This is a genomic window from Pseudomonas sp. A125, from assembly GCF_055409485.1.
The window spans coordinates 13,930-32,873 of record NZ_JBUZVP010000046.1 but is presented as its reverse complement, the minus strand read 5'-3'; the positions used below and the strand labels follow the sequence as shown (position 1 = coordinate 32,873).

General features: G+C 62.0%; 17 protein-coding genes. 8 read left to right on the top strand and 9 right to left on the bottom strand.

Annotation, left to right across the window (positions count from 1 at the left end):
• Positions 1-130 precede the first annotated feature (130 nt).
• Positions 131-991, bottom strand: coding sequence for a Dyp-type peroxidase (locus ACZRN6_RS34440; RefSeq protein WP_322146070.1), 861 nt, complete (start codon positions 989-991; stop codon positions 131-133).
• 196 nt (positions 992-1,187) lie between these two features.
• Here ACZRN6_RS34440 and ACZRN6_RS34435 point away from each other — a divergent pair, with 196 nt between their 5' ends.
• Positions 1,188-2,813, top strand: a complete 1,626-nt coding sequence (locus ACZRN6_RS34435; protein ID WP_322146071.1) for an NADP-dependent glyceraldehyde-3-phosphate dehydrogenase — start codon at positions 1,188-1,190, stop codon at positions 2,811-2,813.
• 160 nt (positions 2,814-2,973) lie between these two features.
• Complete coding sequence (locus tag ACZRN6_RS34430) at positions 2,974-4,035, top strand: FUSC family protein (RefSeq protein WP_322148717.1); 1,062 nt, start codon at positions 2,974-2,976, stop codon at positions 4,033-4,035.
• Here ACZRN6_RS34430 and ACZRN6_RS34425 read toward each other — a convergent pair whose 3' ends face one another.
• The gene (locus ACZRN6_RS34425; RefSeq protein WP_464009889.1) at positions 4,036-4,899 is read right to left on the bottom strand and encodes a LysR family transcriptional regulator; all 864 of its coding nucleotides are present in this window, start codon (positions 4,897-4,899) and stop codon (positions 4,036-4,038) included.
• Positions 4,900-5,005: 106 nt separating this feature from the next.
• On the opposite strand from ACZRN6_RS34425, the gene ACZRN6_RS34420 reads away from it, so the two are divergent.
• Positions 5,006-5,851 (top strand): alpha/beta fold hydrolase, encoded by an 846-nt coding sequence (locus ACZRN6_RS34420; RefSeq protein WP_464009888.1) that lies wholly within the window; start codon positions 5,006-5,008, stop codon positions 5,849-5,851.
• Between the two features lie 229 nt (positions 5,852-6,080).
• Here the strand turns inward: ACZRN6_RS34420 and ACZRN6_RS34415 are convergent, their stop codons facing one another.
• A complete protein-coding gene (locus ACZRN6_RS34415) occupies positions 6,081-6,833 on the bottom strand; it encodes a TetR/AcrR family transcriptional regulator (RefSeq protein ID WP_063028731.1) in 753 nt (250 codons plus the stop codon).
• 363 nt (positions 6,834-7,196) lie between these two features.
• Between ACZRN6_RS34415 and ACZRN6_RS34410 the strand changes: the two genes are divergently transcribed.
• The 4 genes from ACZRN6_RS34410 to ACZRN6_RS34395 are packed head-to-tail and all read left to right on the top strand — an operon-like array spanning position 7,197 to position 11,829.
• Positions 7,197-7,904, top strand: coding sequence for an ABC transporter ATP-binding protein (locus ACZRN6_RS34410; protein WP_322146074.1), 708 nt, complete (start codon positions 7,197-7,199; stop codon positions 7,902-7,904).
• The gene (locus tag ACZRN6_RS34405; RefSeq protein ID WP_464009887.1) at positions 7,901-9,100 is read left to right on the top strand and encodes an ABC transporter permease; all 1,200 of its coding nucleotides are present in this window, start codon (positions 7,901-7,903) and stop codon (positions 9,098-9,100) included. The genes ACZRN6_RS34410 and ACZRN6_RS34405 overlap by 4 nt, the downstream gene beginning before the upstream one ends.
• Positions 9,093-10,574, top strand: a complete 1,482-nt coding sequence (locus ACZRN6_RS34400) for a TolC family protein (RefSeq protein ID WP_464009886.1) — start codon at positions 9,093-9,095, stop codon at positions 10,572-10,574. Before ACZRN6_RS34405 ends, ACZRN6_RS34400 begins: the two co-directional genes overlap by 8 nt.
• Positions 10,564-11,829 (top strand): efflux RND transporter periplasmic adaptor subunit, encoded by a 1,266-nt coding sequence (locus ACZRN6_RS34395; RefSeq protein WP_464009885.1) that lies wholly within the window; start codon positions 10,564-10,566, stop codon positions 11,827-11,829. Before ACZRN6_RS34400 ends, ACZRN6_RS34395 begins: the two co-directional genes overlap by 11 nt.
• A 103-nt stretch (positions 11,830-11,932) precedes the next feature.
• Here ACZRN6_RS34395 and ACZRN6_RS34390 read toward each other — a convergent pair whose 3' ends face one another.
• The 6 genes from ACZRN6_RS34390 to ACZRN6_RS34365 form a co-directional block, all read right to left on the bottom strand.
• Positions 11,933-13,351: an FAD/NAD(P)-binding protein gene (locus ACZRN6_RS34390; RefSeq protein WP_322146078.1), complete on the bottom strand. Its 1,419-nt coding sequence runs from the start codon at positions 13,349-13,351 to the stop codon at positions 11,933-11,935.
• Positions 13,352-13,437: 86 nt separating this feature from the next.
• Positions 13,438-14,025: a hypothetical protein gene (locus ACZRN6_RS34385; RefSeq protein ID WP_464009884.1), complete on the bottom strand. Its 588-nt coding sequence runs from the start codon at positions 14,023-14,025 to the stop codon at positions 13,438-13,440.
• Positions 14,026-14,208: 183 nt separating this feature from the next.
• Entirely contained in the window at positions 14,209-15,588 is a 1,380-nt protein-coding gene (locus ACZRN6_RS34380; protein ID WP_464009883.1) for an LLM class flavin-dependent oxidoreductase, read from the bottom strand.
• Positions 15,588-15,929 carry an acyl-CoA dehydrogenase gene (locus ACZRN6_RS34375; RefSeq protein ID WP_017477002.1) on the bottom strand — a complete coding sequence of 114 codons (342 nt, stop codon included), beginning with the start codon at positions 15,927-15,929 and terminating at the stop codon, positions 15,588-15,590. The genes ACZRN6_RS34380 and ACZRN6_RS34375 overlap by 1 nt, the downstream gene beginning before the upstream one ends.
• Positions 15,930-15,941: 12 nt before the next feature.
• Positions 15,942-17,138, bottom strand: coding sequence for an SfnB family sulfur acquisition oxidoreductase (locus tag ACZRN6_RS34370; protein ID WP_464009882.1), 1,197 nt, complete (start codon positions 17,136-17,138; stop codon positions 15,942-15,944).
• Between the two features lie 154 nt (positions 17,139-17,292).
• Positions 17,293-17,856, bottom strand: coding sequence for a helix-turn-helix domain-containing protein (locus ACZRN6_RS34365; protein ID WP_464009881.1), 564 nt, complete (start codon positions 17,854-17,856; stop codon positions 17,293-17,295).
• A 92-nt stretch (positions 17,857-17,948) separates the two neighbouring features.
• On the opposite strand from ACZRN6_RS34365, the gene ACZRN6_RS34360 reads away from it, so the two are divergent.
• Entirely contained in the window at positions 17,949-18,869 is a 921-nt protein-coding gene (locus ACZRN6_RS34360) for a DMT family transporter (protein WP_464009880.1), read from the top strand.
• The last annotated feature ends 75 nt before the right edge of the window (positions 18,870-18,944 follow it).

Here is an 18,944-nt window from a genome sequence, read left to right as displayed (position 1 = left end):
CACAGCGAGGCGCCGACAGGCGGGGCAGAGCGTTTTGGTTACTTTTGCGCTTTTCAAAAGTGACCCGCTGTAAGAGCGGAACCCATATCAGCCGTTACCCAAATAAAGGATATGTACCCGGTACAAAACCTCAGAGCACCAAGCTCAAATCCACCCGCCCATCACGCAATGGCGGGCACCAATAGTACCCCCCAGTCAACGGCTTGCTAATACGATACAACCCATCAACGATCCCATCCTCAAGCCCACTCATCCGCCGCAACTGCGCTTCAAACGCATCAAACGAATGCCCAAACGCCAGGAACATCAACCCCGCCTGACCATTCTCGGCCCAAGGCATCGACCGACGCACCACAAACGCCTCAGGCGTAAAACTCTCCTGGGCCGTACGCTTGGTGTGCGCCGACTCCGGCGCATCCTCCAACTCTTCGTTATCCCCATGGCGCCGACCAATAATGTGGTCCCGCTCCAGAGCCGGCAACGCCGCAAACCCATCCAGGTCATGCTGCCACTGCTGGATCGCCGCAAAACTCGCACCACCCTGCGCCACCGCCGCATCCACCGCCGCATCGTCATGCGGGTTCTCAGTGCCGTCCTCATAATCAGTCAGGTCAAACCCGGTCTTGTAGCGAAACCCCTCGGTCATCTGCACCAGACCAAACCCCGGCGCCAGGGCCTTCTCAAACGCCCGGCTGCGCAACAGCAACTCACCGCGATCCACACCATGCAACCAGACCCACAGCGCCTGCTGGGTCGACGGATTCTCCGCCCCCGGCCCGCTCACACGCGGGAACGCCCGCAACCCTTCAATTCGCGCGCCCAGCGCATTGACCAGCGGCTCACCAAAACCGACCACCGCATTCGCATCCACCCGTTGCACCAGCGCATCCAGTGCGGCAGGTACAGCCTCCAGGGACTCAATGGCAAAAAACAGATGGCGTGCCTGCAACGGCACCGGTGCGGCAAGAATGCCCGGCTGGTACTGACTCATGTGAACTCCTTCAAGAAAGCCGCGCAGTTTACCCGGCGAGCACCCGGTTGTGCTCAAGGTTTTCCAGGGTTCACAAAGCAAGGCAAAACGTTGCCAAACGGGCCACTTGTGGGCGTAATGCGTCTAACCCTTGCCACACGGACCGTTGATGGGTGAATCTCTAGTCACGTTTTGCAACCACTCCAGGGGTAGCGACATGACCACCGACAACCTGCTCGCCCAGCTGTTTCCCACTGCCGCCGAGATTCCCGAGCAATTCCGGCTCGCGGCGCCCATTGAACAACGTGATTACCTGGTCGGCGGCCAGTTGCATGTGTGGCACGGGCCCTTGGCCGAAGTACGCAGCCCGGTGCAGTTGCGCGGGGCCGACGGTGACACACCCGTGATCATCGGCAGCACCCCGCTGCTGGACGCCGACACGGCCTTGACCGCCCTCGACGCCGCCGTGGCCGCTTACGACCGTGGCCAGGGCGCTTGGCCGACGATGCGCGTGGTGGATCGCATCCAGCACGTCGAAGCCTTTTTGCGACGCATGCGTGAACAGCGCGATGCGGTGGTCAAGCTGCTGATGTGGGAGATCGGCAAGAACCTCAAGGACTCGCAGAAAGAGTTCGATCGCACCTGCGACTACATTACCGACACCATCAACGCCCTCAAGGATCTCGACCGCCGTTCCAGCCGCTTCGAGCTGGAGCAGGACACCCTGGGGCAAATCCGCCGGGTGCCGCTGGGCGTGGCGCTGTGCATGGGCCCTTACAACTACCCGCTGAACGAGACGTTCACCACGCTGATCCCGGCGCTGATCATGGGCAATACCGTGGTGTTCAAGCCGGCCAAGCTCGGCGTGTTGTTGATTCGCCCATTGCTGGAAGCGTTTCGCGACAGCTTCCCCGCCGGCGTGATCAACGTGATCTACGGCAGCGGCCGCGAGACGGTCAGCGCGCTGATGGCCAGCGGCAAGATCGATATCTTTGCGTTTATCGGCACCAACAAGGCCGCCAGCGACCTGAAAAAGCTCCACCCAAAACCTCACCGCCTACGTGCGGCACTCGGCCTGGATGCGAAAAACCCGGGGATCGTGCTGCCGCAGGTCGACCTGGACAATGCGGTCAGCGAAGCGGTTACCGGTTCCCTTTCGTTCAACGGCCAGCGTTGCACCGCGTTGAAGATCCTGTTTGTGCACGAGGATGTGGTCGACAGCTTTATCGAGAAATTCAACCACAAGCTGGCGACCCTCAAACCCGGCATGCCGTGGGAAGACGGCGTGTCGCTGACGCCACTGCCCGAGCAGGGCAAGGTCGATTACCTGGGAGGGTTGGTGACCGACGCACTCGCCCACGGCGCCAACGTGGTGAACGAAAATGGCGGCGCCAGCCGTGGCTCGTTTTTCTACCCGGCGGTGCTGTACCCGGTGAACCCGCAGATGCGCGTGTACCACGAGGAACAGTTCGGCCCGGTGGTGCCGATCGTGCCTTACCGCGACCTGGAAACGGTGATCGACTACGTGCTGGAGTCGGACTTCGGCCAGCAACTGAGTATCTTCGGCACCAGCCCTCGCGAAGTCGGGCGCCTGGTGGACGCGTTCGCCAATCAGGTGGGCCGGATCAACATCAACGCCCAGTGCCAGCGCGGGCCGGACAGTTTCCCGTTCAACGGGCGCAAGAACTCGGCCGAGGGCACGCTGTCGGTACATGATGCGTTGCGGGTGTTTTCGATCCGTACCCTGGTGGCGACCAAGTTCCAGGCGAGCAACAAGGAACTGGTCAGCGATATCCTGCAGGAGCGCACGTCGAGCTTTCTGACCACTGATTATATTTTCTGAGCCTGGCGCCGCTCAAGAATGTGGGAGCCGGGCTTGCCCGCGATGAGGGCCGACAGTCGACATCTGTGGTGACTGACACGCCGCCATCGCGGGCAAGCCCGGCTCCCACATATTGACCGCGTGAATCCTTACTGACGAGGCCACATCCAGATTGATGAACCTGCACTTGCCCCTCTTCGCCCGCCGCTTGCTGCGTCCTTTGCTGGACCCGTACCGGCGCTACCGTCACGCAAAGTTGATCCACGCAGTACGGGTTTCCATCGGTTTGCTCGCAACGATCCTGCTCACCACCGGCATCAACCTGCCCCACGGTGAGTGGGCCTCGGTGACGATGTTGATCGTGATCGGCGGTTTGCAGCACCATGGCAATATCGGCAAGAAAGCCGTCGAGCGCGCCTACGGCACGTTGATCGGCGCCAGCGTCGGTTTGCTGCTGGTGCTGCAACAGGCGTATCTGGGGCAGCCGTTATTGACCTATTTGCTGATGTCGGTGGTGTGCGGGTTCTTTTCCTATCACGCCATCGGCAAGGGCGGATACATCGCGTTGCTTTCGGCGATCACCGTATTTATCGTCGCGGGCCATGGCGATAATCCGATATCGGACGGGCTGTGGCGCACGGTCGACATCTTGATCGGCATCGTCCTGGCCCTGGCGTTTTCCTTCGCCCTCCCGCTGTATGCGGTGTATTCCTGGCGCTACAACCTGGCCAGTGCCTTGCGCGATTGCGCGGCAATTTATAGCCGGATCATCAGCGGCCAGTCGGTCACCGATGATGAACACCTCAAGCTGCTGAATCGGCTTAACGCCGCGATGCTGCAACTGCGTTCGTTGATGCCTTCGGTGTCCAAGGAAGTGCGGATTTCCATGACCGAACTGGACACCATCCAACGGCATTTGCGGATGTGCATCAGCACCCTGGAGATCCTCGGCAATACCCGGCCCGATCCACGGGACAAGGACGCCCTGGCGCGTATGCAAGTGGCATTGAAGGCCGAGCATCGGCAGATTCGGGTGCAGTTGATTGGCATGGCGCGGGCGTTGCAATCCGGGGCCACCGACCGGCTGGAACGGCCGAGCAACACGCCGACCCACGAGCAGACATTTGAAGTGCCGGTGGCCAACGCCCTGGACGGTTACCGGTTATTGACCCTGCAACTGGCGGCGAACATTGATGGCATGCGCCAGCGCCTGGCCAAGAGTGCCAGCCACTGGAAAATCTGATCAGCCCCGCTGCAGCGCGTGTACCAGCAGTTGCTGCAACGCCTGTAACCGGGGCTCGGGGCTGTCCTCGGCAAAGCGCAACACATTCGCCACTTCGGGCAGCGGCATCCGTTGGTCGAAGGGGCGATACACTTCCACGCGCTTGTCGAGATGGTCACTGTTGAGCAGGCCGATGCCCAACCCGGCGGCGATGGCCGATACCACGCCCTCCACCGACCCACACTCCACCACCACCTGCCAGCGAATGCCCAAGGCGCTCAACCGTTCCTGGGCCAGTTGCCGGTAAAAACAACCGGGGCCGAAGGTGATCAGCCGCACGCTTTCGTCAGGCGCGGCCTGCCAGCCGGGCCGGGCGCACCAGTGCACCTGTTCGGTCCACAGCAAGTGGTCCCGCGCTTCGATACGCGGGATGAAATCCTGGTGCAGCGCCAGGTCCAACTCGCGGTCCACCAGGGCCTGGCGAAGCACGTGGCTCTGTTCCACCACGATCCGTACATCCAACTGGCGGTGTTGCCGGGAAAACTGGCCGAGCAAGTTCGACAACTTGGCCATCGGCACCTGTTCGGTGGCGCCCAGGCGGATGGAGCCCTGCAACTGCACTGGATTGAAATGCGCCAACGCCGCGTCGTGGGCCTCGATGATGCGCCGGGCGTGGACCAGCAGCTGCGCGCCGTCATCACTGGCCACCAGGCGCTGCCCCTCGCGCTGGATCAATGGCCGTTCGAGTTGTTTCTCCAGGCGCTTGATCTTCCAGCTGACCGCCGACTGGCTGAGGTTCAGGCGCTCGGCCGCGCGGGTGACACTGCCGGTTTCGACCACGGTTTGCAGGGCACGCAGCACATCAATGGGCAGTCGCTGGTTCATGATCAACACCTATGACAAAAACAGGATAGGTAGAGAGTAAGTTGTCATTGGTGTCATGACCAGCCGGGCTTTAGGGTAAAGCCTTCATTAACCGCGAGGATCTGTCATGACTGCCCTGCTTAACGAAACCGCACTGATCAACGGTTGGCGCATTGCCACTGGCCGCCATGGTGAGGGGCTACCGGTGTTGTTGCTGCACGGCACGCCCGCCCATTCCATCATCTGGCGCAAAGTGGTCCCGCGCCTGACTGCCGCCGGCACACAGGTCCATTTGTTCGACCTGTTGGGTTTTGGCGCTTCAGAGCGCCCACTCCAGGCCGATACGTCGGTGGCCGCACAAAGCCGCTTGATCGGCGATTTACTGGACCACTGGGGGCTTGAGCGGGTGCACCTGGTAGGCCATGACATCGGCGGCGTCAACGCGCTGCTGTTTGCCCTTGACCATCCGCAGCGGGTGCACTCATTGACGGTCGCCGACACCCCCAGCTATGACTCGTGGCCATCGCCCACCTGGCGCGGGATTCATCAGCGATTTGCCGAACATGCGCGCATGACGCCGGATGAACACCGCGCGTTGATGATCCGACAGCTGGCCATGGCAGTGTTCGACAAGAGCGTGATGCAGGGCGCGCTGCTGGAGGAATACCTGGTGCCGATCAGTGGCGTGATCGGCCAGCCTGCGTTCTACCAGCATCAGGTGGCGCATTACGACTCGCGGTATACCGCCGATTTTGCGGAGCGCCTACCGGGCATGGATTTGCCGGTGCAGATTTTGTGGGGCGCTGAAGATGAATGGCAGCCGCTGGCGTATGCACATCGCCTGCAAAACGACATTCGCGGGGCAGTGCTGCAGGTGGTGGAAAACGCCGGGCATTTTCTGATGGAGGATGCGCCGGAAAGGGTGAGTGAGTACCTTTTGGACTTTATTGGCCGGGTTCACAGTCAACGCTGACGCCATTTGTCGGGTTTACACAAGCCACTAGACTTCAAACTTTCTCTTACATATTTTTCACGTTTTATTCACATCCAGAGACGTAGGGTGAAGCCTCATCCGTTACAAACGCTGTAGTTAAAAACCCGCCGCCCCAGCGGGTTTTTTTTGCCCGGGATTTGAGTGTTCACTCGGTTTCTTCAGAGAGGAGTCGAAGCAAACCGGCTCATTGCAAGCCGGTCTTGATGGATCAGCGAGCAATCTTGTCGACAGGCGACGCCGCTTGCTCACGTATCGCGCGCTGGGTATCGAGCACCCGCGCCAGAGCCGTTTCGGCTTCAGGACTTTGCTGCGGCACACGAATCGCTGCCGACACCAGGGTAATCAGCTTGGCCATGACCTCGGCATCCGTCGCCGGGCGGCCCAGGCTCATGGAGTTCATCAGCAAGCGCAGCTCGGTACCGGCCATCACCCCGGAGATGGCCTTGAGGGCAAATTGCAAGCGCACCCCCAGTTCGTTGCGCGGCAGGTCTGGCAAGGCCAGGGCGAACGCTTCAAAAAAGCGTTGGAACACCGGCTGGTAATGCACCTTGAGGTATTCCTGGATAAACGGCGAGGTGTCGCTGTACACACGCCCCAGGAAACGGATGAACGAGCGCCCTTCCCCACTCGCCGGATCGCTGCGCTCAAGCCCCATGGCCGGGGCAAACAGCACGCCCAGCAAGGTGTCGCAATCCAGCGGGCCGTCGGACTCCGCTTCACACCTGGCAAGTAACTCCAGACGCTGCTCGTTAAGCGGCTCCAGGCGCTGCATCAGCAGGGTTTTCATCAGGGAGTCTTTATCCCCGAAGTGGTAATTCACCGCAGCGAGATTGACCTGGGCCCTCTCGGTTATCTGCCGCAACAAAACGGCGTCATAGCCGTATTTGATGAAAAGAGCCTCTGTCGCATCCAGCAATCGAGTCTTGGTAACGTTTGGAGCGCTGAGTTTCTTCGCGACCATAAGGGTTGGAGTTCCACTGCGGAAATATTGTTTTAAAAATTAATTTGATTTTTTATACCGGGGCCGCAGCCCGAAAGCAAGTAGTGACACTGCGCCATACAACCCAAAGCCAGCACTGACGGGCTCATTGAGGGTAGTCGAAGGAATTTTTGGCGGCTTGAAAAGCTATGTTGAAGAATCGTTTCAAAGGGTAAAACCGCTCTATATCCATGGCTGGCGGAACGGCTGGATCGCGGTTAGTATTCAAACAATATTTTAAAAACAAGAAATAAAACCAGTCCGTGACGCGTACCAGGCAGCTCCCGAACTTGTTACAAGGATTTTCGGAGGAGGCATGGCGTGGTCGAGGCTGCAGGCGTAGTCATGATGACCGATACCCCCACGCACCCAGGCCTCATCTCCCTAAAAGGCATCGGCAAAAGCTATCAGCTGGCCGGTCAACACCTGTCAATTCTCAATGACGTATGCCTGGCCATCAAAACCGGTGACAGCTGCGGCATCCTCGGCGCGTCCGGCTCCGGCAAAAGTACCCTGCTCAATATCCTTGGTCTGCTCGACCTGCCCGACTGCGGCGAATACCACTTTGCCGGCCATGACATTTTCAGCGCCAGCCCGGATCAACTGGCGGCGATCCGCAATCAGCAGATCGGTTTCGTCTTTCAAAGCTTCAACCTGCTGCCGCGCCTCAGCGCCCTGGACAACGTCGCCCTGCCCCTGAGCTACCGCGGCGTGTCCCGGCATGACTCGGTGGAACAGGCAATGCGCATGCTCGACCAGGTGGGCCTGGCCGAGCGCGCCCACCATCGCCCGGCCGACCTGTCCGGCGGCCAGCGCCAGCGGGTGGCCATCGCCCGCGCATTGGTGGGCAACCCGTCGGTGATCCTCGCCGACGAACCCACCGGCAACCTCGACAGCACCACTGCCCAGGAGATCATGGACCTGTTGCTGGGGCTCAACCGCGAGCAACAGGTGACGCTGATTATCGTCACCCATGACCCACACATCGCCGAGCGCCTGAACCGCAAGATCCTGGTGCGCAATGGTGTGGTTCAAGAGGCCGGGCGCCTATGAGCCTGCGGGTCGAACACAGCCTGAGCCAATTGCTGCACGAGGCGTTTGTGAGCCTGCGCACCCTGGGCAAACGCTCGATCCTGGCCTTGCTGGGCATCGTCATCGGCAGTTCGTCGGTGGTGGCGCTGATCAATATCGGGCACAACGCCGCCGAAGACGCAGCGATGATTTTCAAGGACATGGGCACCGATACCCTGGTGGCGCAGTTCCCGCCAAAAGGCGCCAGCACCGCGCCGATGCCTGCCAGCCTGGACCTGGAAGCGGTGCGCAAAAACGTGCCCGGCATCGCCCATATCGGTGCGGTCTCGTTGTTCAGCGGGCCGGTGGTGTTCCATGGCCGCACCTTCAACGCAAGCTTCGTGGGCAGTACGCCAGACTTGCAGGATGCGATGCGCCTGTCGGTGCGCGACGGGCGCTCGCTGTCGAGTTTCGATGTGGGGGAAACCTACGCAGTCGTCGGCGACCAAATCGTCCAGGCGTTGAGCGCTCCGGGCGACCCGCTGCAAGTCGGCGACCGAGTGCGTATCAACGATTATCTGTTTTTGGTGGTGGGCGTTCTGCACAGCCAGCCCCGGGCAATGCTGATCCCTGTACAGGCCAACGAATCGCTGTTCGTTCCCGCCCCGGGCATGCGCCGGATCTTCGCCAGCCCACAAATTGGCAACGTGATCATCCGCGCCACCCCGGGCCAGGACATGGAACGTGTGGCCCGGGATGCGGCGTCGGCACTGCGAACCCAACTCACCGACCACGATGTCGACATCCAGGTTCCCCAGCAAATGATCGATGGCATGACCCGGCAAAGCCGTACCTTCGCTTACCTGCTGCTGGCCCTGGGCGCGATATCCCTGGTGGGCGGCGGCGTGGGAGTGATGAACGTAATGCTGATGAACGTCTCGGAGCGGCGTCGGGAAATCGGGATTCGCATGGCCCTGGGCGCGCGCCAGCGGGACATTCGCAACCTGTTCCTGCTGGAGGCCGTCACCCTGACCGCCGTCGGTGCCCTGTGCGGCGCAGTGCTGGGCATGACCGCCGCCTACCTGTATGCGTGGCTCTCTGGCTGGCAATTTTCCCTGGCGGTTGCCGCATTGCCGCTGGGCGTGGGCAGTACGCTGCTGGTGGGGTTGTTTTTCGGGATTTACCCGGCCGTGTCGGCCTCGCGCCTGCAGCCGGTGGAGGCCCTGCGCGATGAATAAGCGGCTGCTGTTGATGCTCGCCCTGTTCAGCCTGCACAGCGTGGCCTCTGACGTGGTGATCCGTCCTTCGGCGCCCAGCACCACCCGCAGCGGCTATGAACGCAGCGTGTCGTTGAGTGCCCAGTCCACCACCCTGACCCTGGGCGATGCGGTGTACCTGGGCCTGCGCAACAACCCGGCGATTCGCAGCGCTTACCTGCAACGGGTGGCGCAAAAATTCGACCTGCGGGTGGCCGAAGACACCTTCAACCCAAAACTGACACTCAACAGCTATTACCGCGCCACCCGGGGCACCGACGACAATGCCCGCAATGCCAACCTGGCACCCAATGCCACCCTGCTCGGCGAGTACGGCACGCGCCTGAGCATGAACTGGACCCAGCAACTGAACAACGCCGATCGCGCCGGGCGCTACCGCAGCGACGGCCTCGACCTGTCGGTGATCCAGCCATTGATGCGCGGTGCCGGCTGGGATGCCACCACCGCCCCGCTGCGCCTCTCACGCCTGGCGGAACAGGCCAACCGCCTGAACCTCAAGGCCAACGTGGCGCAGACCATCAGCAATATCATCGCCACCTACCGCGAGTTGCTGCGGGCCCAGGAACAGTTGAGCATCGTCCAGGACGCCCTCAAGCGCTCCGACACACTGCTGGAAGTGAACAAGGCACTGATCAGTGCCGGGCGCATGGCCGAATTCGAAATCGTGCAGACCGAAGCCGATATCGCCACCCAGCAACTGGGGGTGGAAGAAGCCCAGAACCAACTCGACACCAGTCGCCTGGCCCTGCTGCGCCTGCTGGCCCTTGACCTGTCGACGCCGATCCGCGCCACCGAGGCGCTGGAGGCCAAGCGCATGGACATCGACAAGCGCCAGGCCTTCGTCCTGGCGCAAAACCAGCAACCGGAATACCTCGCCACCCTGCTCGGCAGCCAGCAGGCCGACCTCAACCTGGTAATCGCCAAGGACTCCGGGCGCTGGCAAGTGGACCTGGTGGCCGGCGCCAACCAGGTGCGTGACGCCTACAACAACGATGCCGGCAATACCAACAACCGGCGCTGGGACAGTTACGCCGGCGTGCAGGTGCAGATCCCCATCGGCGATATCAGCACCCGCCAGGCCGAGGTGCACGCGCGGGTCGACGTAGAAAACCAGGAGATCATCATCGCCGACGCCCGCCAGCAACTGGAGCGCGACGTCAACGATGTGGTGCGTGACCTTGGCACCCGCTGGCGCCAGTATGAAATTTCCCAGCGGGCGGTGGAGTTGTCCAAACGCAAGATCGACATCGAACGCGAAAAACTCAGCGCCGGACGCTCCACCAACTTCCAGGTATTGAGTTTCGAAACCGACCTGCGCAACGCCGAAAACTCGCGGCTCAATGCGTTGATTGCCTATTTGAACGCCCAGACTCAGTTCGACCTGACCCTGGGCATGACGCTGGAAAGTTGGGAAATCGCCCTCAATGACTACTGATAAAAAACGCCTGCTGGGCGCCGTGTTGATCGTGCTGGTGGCCGGTGTCGGCATCACCCTGCTCGGCCGTCAGAGCCCGGCCGCCAACCCGCTCGGCAACGCCGAACAATGGCTGGCGGTAAAGGTCGACCCGCTGGTGCACCAGATCGGCCTGGTGGGCAAGATCGAGCCCGATACCACCATCACCCTCACCGCCCCCTTCGACGGCAATGTGCAGGCCAACCTGGTGGAACAGGGCCAGCGGGTGGACGCCGGCCAGGTACTGTTGCGCATGGACCCGGCCACCCTTGAGGTGCAACTGCGCGATGCCCTTTCCGCCCAGCTCAAGGCCCGGCGCACCGTGCAGGAAATGCAGGACTGGGACAGCGGCCAGCAAGTCGGCCGCGCGCGCCGCAACCTGCGCACCGCCGAAATGACCGCCAGCAACACCCAGCGCAAACTCACCGAAAGCGAAAACCTGTTCAAGCGCGGCATCATCCCGCGCAACGAACTCGATGACCTCAAGCAACAGACTACCCAGCAACAGTTGGACCTGTTGGCCGCCCGCGGCGAACTGCAACAGGCGATAGAACAAGGCAAGGGCGAATACCGGCAGATCGCCGATATGGAGCTGACCAATGCCACGGTGAAATACGACGCCCTGCGCACCTTGCTCGAGGGCAAGGAGGTCAAGGCACCGTTCTCCGGCATCGTGGTGCCGCCGCCGGGCAGCAGCTCATCGGCCCAGGGCAGCGGGAACAACAACGCGCCGGTGCAGGCCGGGAGCAAGGTCAACCAGGGCCAGGTGCTGTTTGGGCTGGCGAATATCGAAAAGCTGAAAATCGTCGCCAAGGTCTCGGAACTGGACATTAACCAATTGCACCAGGGCCAGGCGGTAGAGGTGATGGGCGACGGGTTTGACGGCGAGCGATTGACCGGCTCGGTCAGCGTGGTCAGCGGCCTGGCGATTGCCAGCGACAGCCAGGGCAGTGCGCAGTTTCCGGTGACGCTGTCGATTCCCAAGTTGACCGCGCAACAGCTGCAACGGGTGCGGCTGGGGATGAGTGCGCGGTTGACCATCGTGACCTACAACAATGACCAGGCGATTGTGGTGCCGGCCCAAGCGATCAGCCGCAGCGAGGGTGTAATGACCGTGGAGTATCGGGCAGCGATGGATCAGCCGGTGGAGCGAGTGAGAGTGACCACCGGGCAATCCACCGCCCAGGGGGTTGAGGTGTTCGGGCTGAAGCCGGGGTTTGTGAAGGCCGGGCCATGAACCCGACCTGTAGGAGCTGGCTTGCCTGCGATAGCCATCTGTCAGTTGATAAAGATGCAGCTGACCCACCGCTATCGCAGGCAAGCCAGCTCCCACATTAGATTTAGATGCGTGCCAACCTGGCGGCGAGTGCCTTGGCCTGAATCGCCACATCGGTCACCGCCGTACTTTCCCACCACATTCCGCGCAGCGGCGGGCCCATGGCAAACAGGCGCTGGCTGACATTCCCGTGAGCATCCAGCACCGCCCCGCAAGCATCCGCCGCAATCCCCAACGCCAACGGCCCGGGCTGGATCAACCCGCGCTTGAGCAACTGCCGGGGCAACGGCCTGGCCACGCGCCGCCAGTCATATTCAATCCCGCTGGAATTGATCAGCGCCGCCCCCGCCACCTCGACGACCGCCTGCTCGCCACGATGACGCAAGCGAATCGTGACATCGCCTTGCGAAGACACCAGCCCCTTGTACGAAGCCGCCTGAATCCGCAACCGCCCTTCCCCGTGCAACCGCGCCACCAGCTCGGCACTCAGCGGCGGCGAACGGTGGTGATGGCTTTCCCACCAGGGCCGCACATGCCGCACGAACTGACGTTTCTGGGCCTCGCTGGCCTGGCTCCACAACCGCCCGATATTGGCACGCACGGTGTCCAGCGGCGCTTGCCAGTCAATCCCCTGCTCCAGCGCGAGCCGGCATTGGCGACGCACTTCCCGCAGCAATTGCCGGGGGCTGCGCAGGCTGTGGTCTTCACCCAGGAAATCGACCCAGGTTGGCGGCTGCCGGCGCACGTGGGGCAGCAAGCCGTGGCGCGAAAAAATCTCGATGGGCCCGCGATGACCAGCCTGCTCCAGGGACACCACGGCATCCACCATGGTCAGGCCGGAACCAATGATCAGCACGGTGGCTTGCGGGTCGAGCTGGGTCATGGCCGGCACATCCCACGGGTCCACCGCGGCGGCATTCAAGCCGCTGGACTCGGTCTGTGGTGTGCGTGCCGCCGGGAACATGCCGGTGGCCAACACCGCACAGGCACCGCGCAGTTGCTGGCCGTCGCTCAAGGTCAATAAGGTGGCGTGTTCATCCACCTCAAGGTCCACCACCTCGGCGCGCACATGCTCCACGGTCGACGCCGACAGCGCCTTGGCCTCGGCCAGCCGTTGTTGCGCGTACAGGCCAAAAATCCCGCGGGGCGGAAACAGTTCGCTGATGGGCACGTGCTGCTGATCCGACTCGGGCCAGCCGCCGCCGGCGATGTAGGCGGTCAACCATTGGGTCAGGTCGTCGGCGTTGTCCGGGTCGACGCTCATGCGTGCGGCGTTGCCGTTCAAGGTGTGGCCCAGCTCAACCGCGCTGTAGGCCTCGCCGCGCCCCAGTTCCTGGCGCGGTTCGACCACCAGGATCTGCCGTTTGCCCGGCAGGCGCAGCAACTGCACCGCCAGCATCGTGCCGCTCAGGCCGCCGCCGACAATCAGCACATCAGCGTTGCGAATGGCGCTCGTCGCCTGTCCGCGTTCGGTTTCATTCATGAAATTGCGCCCTTACTGTGTGCCTGAATGGTTGTGGTAAAAATCGCCCCGTGCAGTATCCAGCACATCGGTACGGTACGCCTAGTTCAGTGCGCCTCGGGGAAGCCCAGGCTATGGCCGCTGTTCAGCCATTGTTCCAGCACGGCTGCGAGGCCGCCTTGCCAGTGGGTGCTTTCCTGGCTCCACAGTTCGGTCTTGCCGCAGGGCTGCCACCAGCGGCACAGCCGTTGTGACGTATCCACGGCGCCGACCCGTTGCACAATCGCCGCCGGCTGCAGCCCCTGCACATAGGCATGGGTAGGTCGGATACGCCACAGTTGCTGCTCCAGGGCGGTGGGCTCCAGGTCATCGGCCAAGGTCAAAATGCGCCCACCGATGGCTTGGGCAGCCAGGGCCAGCAACAGCAAACCGGGCTCGAAGGCACCGCTGAGGGCCAACCGCGAACGCTCGGTAAAGCCCTGCTGGCGCAAGCCATCCGTTAGGCGCTCGACATCGCGCAGGGCATCAATCCAGCGCCAGGCATACCACTGGCCGTCACGCTTGTGGCGCAGGGCGCTGTGCAGCGGGGTCACTTGCGCCCAATGGCGCAACTGCGCCAATGCCTCAGGCAACACCGTGACCCGTTCGGCGGGCCACTCCACGTCCAGTGGCAGTTCGAGTTCATGCACGCTCATAGGGTGATGCTCCTATTGGTGACACAAGCATGCGGTGGTCCGCTGGCTGAAATCGTTGGATCGATGAAGATCAAATGTGGGAGCTGGCTTGCCTGCGATAGCAGTGAGTCAGCTTGCATCTCTACCGGCTGATACTCCGCTATCGCAGGCAAGCCAGCTCCCACATTGATTCAGTTTCTCCCGTTAGATCGCGGTGGCCTTCAGGTCACGATAGCTGGCTCCAGGATGGTTGTCCGCCAACCGCGCACCGTCCCCAAACAACTTCTCCCGCAGGGTGCCCTTGGCATATTCGGTCTTGTACACGCCGCGCTTTTGCAACTCCGGCACCAACAAGTCGACCGCGTCGATAAAGGTCTCGTGGGTCAGCGCATAGGCCAGGTTGAAGCCATCCACATCGGTCTCTTCAACCCACTCCTGCAGCAGGTCGGCCACGGTTTGCGGGCCGCCGACAAACAACGGGCCAAAGCCACCGATGCCGACCCAGTCCGCCAGTTCATTCGGGGTCCAGACCTTGTTCGGGTCTGCCGTGGAGAACGCTTCCACTGCCGATTGAATCGCGTTGGTATGCACGTGCTTGAGCGGCTCATCAGGTTTGAACTGGCTGAAATCGATGCCGGTCCAGCCGGAGATCAGGGCCATCGCGCCTTCGTAGCTGACGTAGGATTTGTACTCTTCAAACTTGGCTTTCGCCTTGGCATCGGTTTCGCCAACGATGACGGTTTGCAAGTTGAAGATCAGGATTTTCTTCGGGTCACGCCCTGCTTCTGCCGCACGCCGGCGAATATCGGCGACGGTTTTCTTCAGCAGCACTTTCGACGGTGCGGCCACGAATACGCACTCGGCCTGCTCGGCGGCGAACTGCTTGCCGCGGCTGGAGGCGCCCGCCTGGTACAGCACTGGGGTGCGCTGTGGCGAAGGCTCGCAGAGGTGAATGCCGGGCACCTGGAAGTGTTTGCCGACGTGGCGAATCTCGTGGATTTTGCTCGGGTCACTGAAGATCCGTCGCTCGCGGTCGCGCAGCACCGCGCCCTCTTCCCAGCTGCCTTCCCAGAGTTTGTAGCAAACCTGCAGGTACTCCTCGGCGTAGTCGTAGCGCGCATCGTGTTCGGTCTGGGCTTTCTGGCCGAGGTTCTTCGCGCCGCTTTCCAGGTACGAGGTGACGATGTTCCAGCCGACGCGGCCCTTGGTCAGGTGATCGAGGGTGGAAAGGCGCCGGGCGAACGGGTACGGGTGTTCGAAGGACAGCGACGCCGTCAGGCCAAAACCCAGGTGTTCGGTGACCAGCGCCATGGGCGCGATCAGCGACAGCGGATCGTTGACCGGCACTTGGGTGGCCTGGCGAATCGCCGCGTCACCGTTGCCGTTGTACACGTCGTAGACGCCCAGCACGTCGGCGATGAACAGGCCGTCGAACTTGCCGCGCTCAAGGATTTTTGCCAGGTCGGTCCAGTATTCCAGGTCCTTGTACTGCCACGAGCGGTCACGTGGGTGAGCCCACAAACCTGGGGATTGGTGGCCGACGCAGTTCATGTCGAAGGCGTTCAAGCGGATTTCACGAGGCATTAAACAGTACTCCGAGGGGCGACACCGTTGAGGTGGTAGTTGCCGACAATCTGGTATTTCCAGCGCAACGGGTCGTCGAGGGTCGGCGGCAGCGCGGTGCGCTGGCCGGTCAATTCGAATTCGGCGTTGCTGGCGGCGATGAGGGCTTCGGCCGCCGCGATCTGGGCTTCTGTGAGGGCAACCGGACTTGGGTGGGTTTCGGCGCGCTCAAACAAAGCGGCCGCTACCTCCACGCGAATCTGCAAATCGCCGAAGCGACTGATTACGTACGGGTCATCACTTTTCTCGACAAAGCGCCGGGTGCTTTCCAGCAGTTGGCGCGCCTGATTCAGTGCGGTCATGGATAAAGCTCCTCAGTTCCAGGCATGGCGTGCAGGCTTGACGCCGTTGAGCACGAAGTTGCCGATCAGGTGGTATTTCCAGCGGGCCGGGTCGTGCAGGGTGTGGGTGCGCGCATTGCGCCAGAAGCGGTCGAGGTTGTGCTTGCCGGACACCGAGCGGGTGCCGGCCAATTCGAAGAGTTTGCTGCTGGCGAGCAACGCGGTTTCCGCCGACAGCACCTTGGCCTGGGCGACGACCAGCGAGGCGTTGGCCACGGTGTCTTCGTTGGGGTTGGCCAGGGCCTGGTCGACGGCAATGCCGGCCTTGGCCAGAATCGCTTCGGTGCCATGGACGCGCCATTCCAGATCGCCGATGGCGGCGATGGTGAACGGGTCTTGCCAGCCGTGCTCCTGCTGGCTGTCGATCCAGGGCCGGGCCTGGCGTGCGTAGACCTTGGCTTGTTCCAGCGCGCCGAGGGCGATGCCGGTGTCCACCGCCGCCTGGATGATCTGCGAAATCGGGCCGTTGGCGGTGGGCTGGTCGAAGGCTTGGTGAGCGGGAATCACTGCACTCAGCGGCACCTTGACACCGTCCAGGGTTACGCCGCCGCTGGCGGTGGTGCGCTGGCCGAAGCCGTCCCAGCTGTCGATCACTTGCAGGCCCGGTGCGTCTCGTTCGACAAAGGCGATGAAGGCCTGGTCTTTTTCGTTGACACCCACCGCCGGCACGATATGCGCGAACAGTGCGCCGGTGCAGTAGAACTTCTCGCCATTGATGTAGGCGCTGTCGCCGTCAAAGCGCACTTGCGTGTCAAAAGTCCCGGCGTTCTTGCTCTTGGCTTCGGAGAAGGCATTGCCAAAACGGTAGCCCTGCAGGACCTTGGCGAAGTAATGCTGCTTTTGTTCCTCGCTGGCGGTTTGCAGGAGGATGTCGACGACGCCCAGGTGGTTCTGCGGAATTTGCCCCAGGGACGGGTCGGCGGCGGAGATCAGCTTGATCACCTCGGCCACTGTCACGTAGGAAACCCCGGCGCCGCCGTAGGCCTTGGGAATGGTGATGCCCCACAGGCCGCTGGCAGAGAATTCGTCCAGCTCGGCCACCGGCAGGCGACGTTCGCGATCACGCACACCGGCTTCCACGGCGAAGCGCTTGGCCAACTCGGTGGCAATGGCGATGGCTTCGGCGTCCGAGCGGATGATGTGGGCAGGGTGTTGGGGTTGGGCTGACATGGGCCGACTCCAGGCTCCAGAGAGATACTGGAGCAATTGCAGGAGTCGTGCCTGAATCCAATGACCAATGAAATCAGTGGGTTGCCGGCAATTCAGCGGTATAGCGGGCGGTTCAGAACAGCAAAGTGTCCAACCACTGTTGCGCTGCCAACAGTTAGATCACCACGTTGCGCACAAACCGCACGGCCACTTCACCGTCATTGCGATAGGCGTGAAGCAGGCGGCTGGGGAACATCAGGAACTCACCGGTGGCAACGTGTTTTTCCTCGTCACCCAGCACCAGTGTCAGTGCACCTTCGAATACAAAGAGCTGCACGCTCCAGCCCTCGGGATCGGGCTCGGGCATGTAGCGGTCACCGACTTCCAGGCGCATTTCCCACAATTCCACCTCCCGCCGCGCAGTAGCCTTGGCCAGCAACACCGCCTTGCTCCCGGGGATTTCACCCGCCCAGGCCAGTTCGTTGATGCGGCTGTGATCGGGGGCATCCGGCGCCTGGATCAGGTCGCTGAAGGCCACGTCCAGGGCTTCGGCCACTCGGTCGAGGGTCGACAGGCTGACGTTCTTCTCCCCGGCCTCAATCGCCACGAGCATGCGCCGACTCACGCCGGACTTTTCGGACAACGCCGTCTGGCTCAACTGCGCCGCATGGCGCAGGCGCCGAACGTTCTGGCTGACGTGTTGCAGGACCGAGGCCCGTTGCGGATTTTCTTTGTGCACTATATTGCTCACAGGGTGGGGTTGCGCAGTATACTGCCCAGCTTGCGGCGCATTGTGCGGTCCGCGCCCCTCCTGTGCAAGACCGAGCCGCCATGACCACCTCCCCGTTTTTTTCCCGTTTCAGCAAAGCCGAATGTGTATTGGTGGTGATCACTATGATTTGGGGCGGCACCTTTTTGTTGGTGCAGCACGCCATGGCCGTGAGCGGCCCGATGTTTTTTGTGGGCCTGCGGTTTGCGGCGGCGGCGCTCATCGTCGGCGCGTTTTCCTTTCGCAGCCTGCGGAGCCTGACTCTGTTTGAGTTGAAGGCCGGGTGCTTTATCGGTGTGGCGATCATGTTTGGCTACGGGTTGCAGACCATTGGCTTGCAGACAATCCTGAGCAGCCAGTCGGCGTTTATTACCGCGCTGTATGTGCCGTTCGTACCGTTGCTGCAATGGCTGGTGCTGGGCCGCCGGCCGGGATTGATGCCGAGTATCGGCATCATGCTGGCGTTTGCCGGGTTGATGCTGCTGACCGGCCCGGCGGGTGCATCGCTGAATTTCAGCCCTGGTGAAATCGCCACGTTGATCGGTGCAATCGCCATTGCTGCCGAGATCATCCTGATCAGCGCCTTTGCCGGCCAGGTGGATGTACGCCGGGTGACGGTGGTGCAATTGGCCACGGCGTCGGTGCTGTCGTTCCTGACGGTGGTGCCGATGGGCGAGGCGCTGCCGGGGTTTTCCTGGTTGCTGCTGTTCAGCGCAGTGGGCCTGGGCCTGACCAGCGCGGTGATCCAGGTGGCGATGAACTGGGCGCAGAAAAGCGTCTCGCCGACTCGCGCCACACTGATTTATGCCGGTGAGCCGGTGTGGGCCGGCGTGGTCGGGCGAATCGCCGGCGAGCGCTTCCCGCCGATTGCCATGCTGGGCGCGGCGTTGATCGTGGCGGCGGTGATTGTCAGCGAGATGAAGACCCGGGTGCAAAAGGCGCTTGAGGCACAGAATGAGTTGGAACAGGAAACCCAGGGCTAGGGTTTGCTGTCCACCTACTGAAACAATGCGAAATAGCCTTTTTCAGCCTACCTTGTAGGATCCTGCCACATCTTG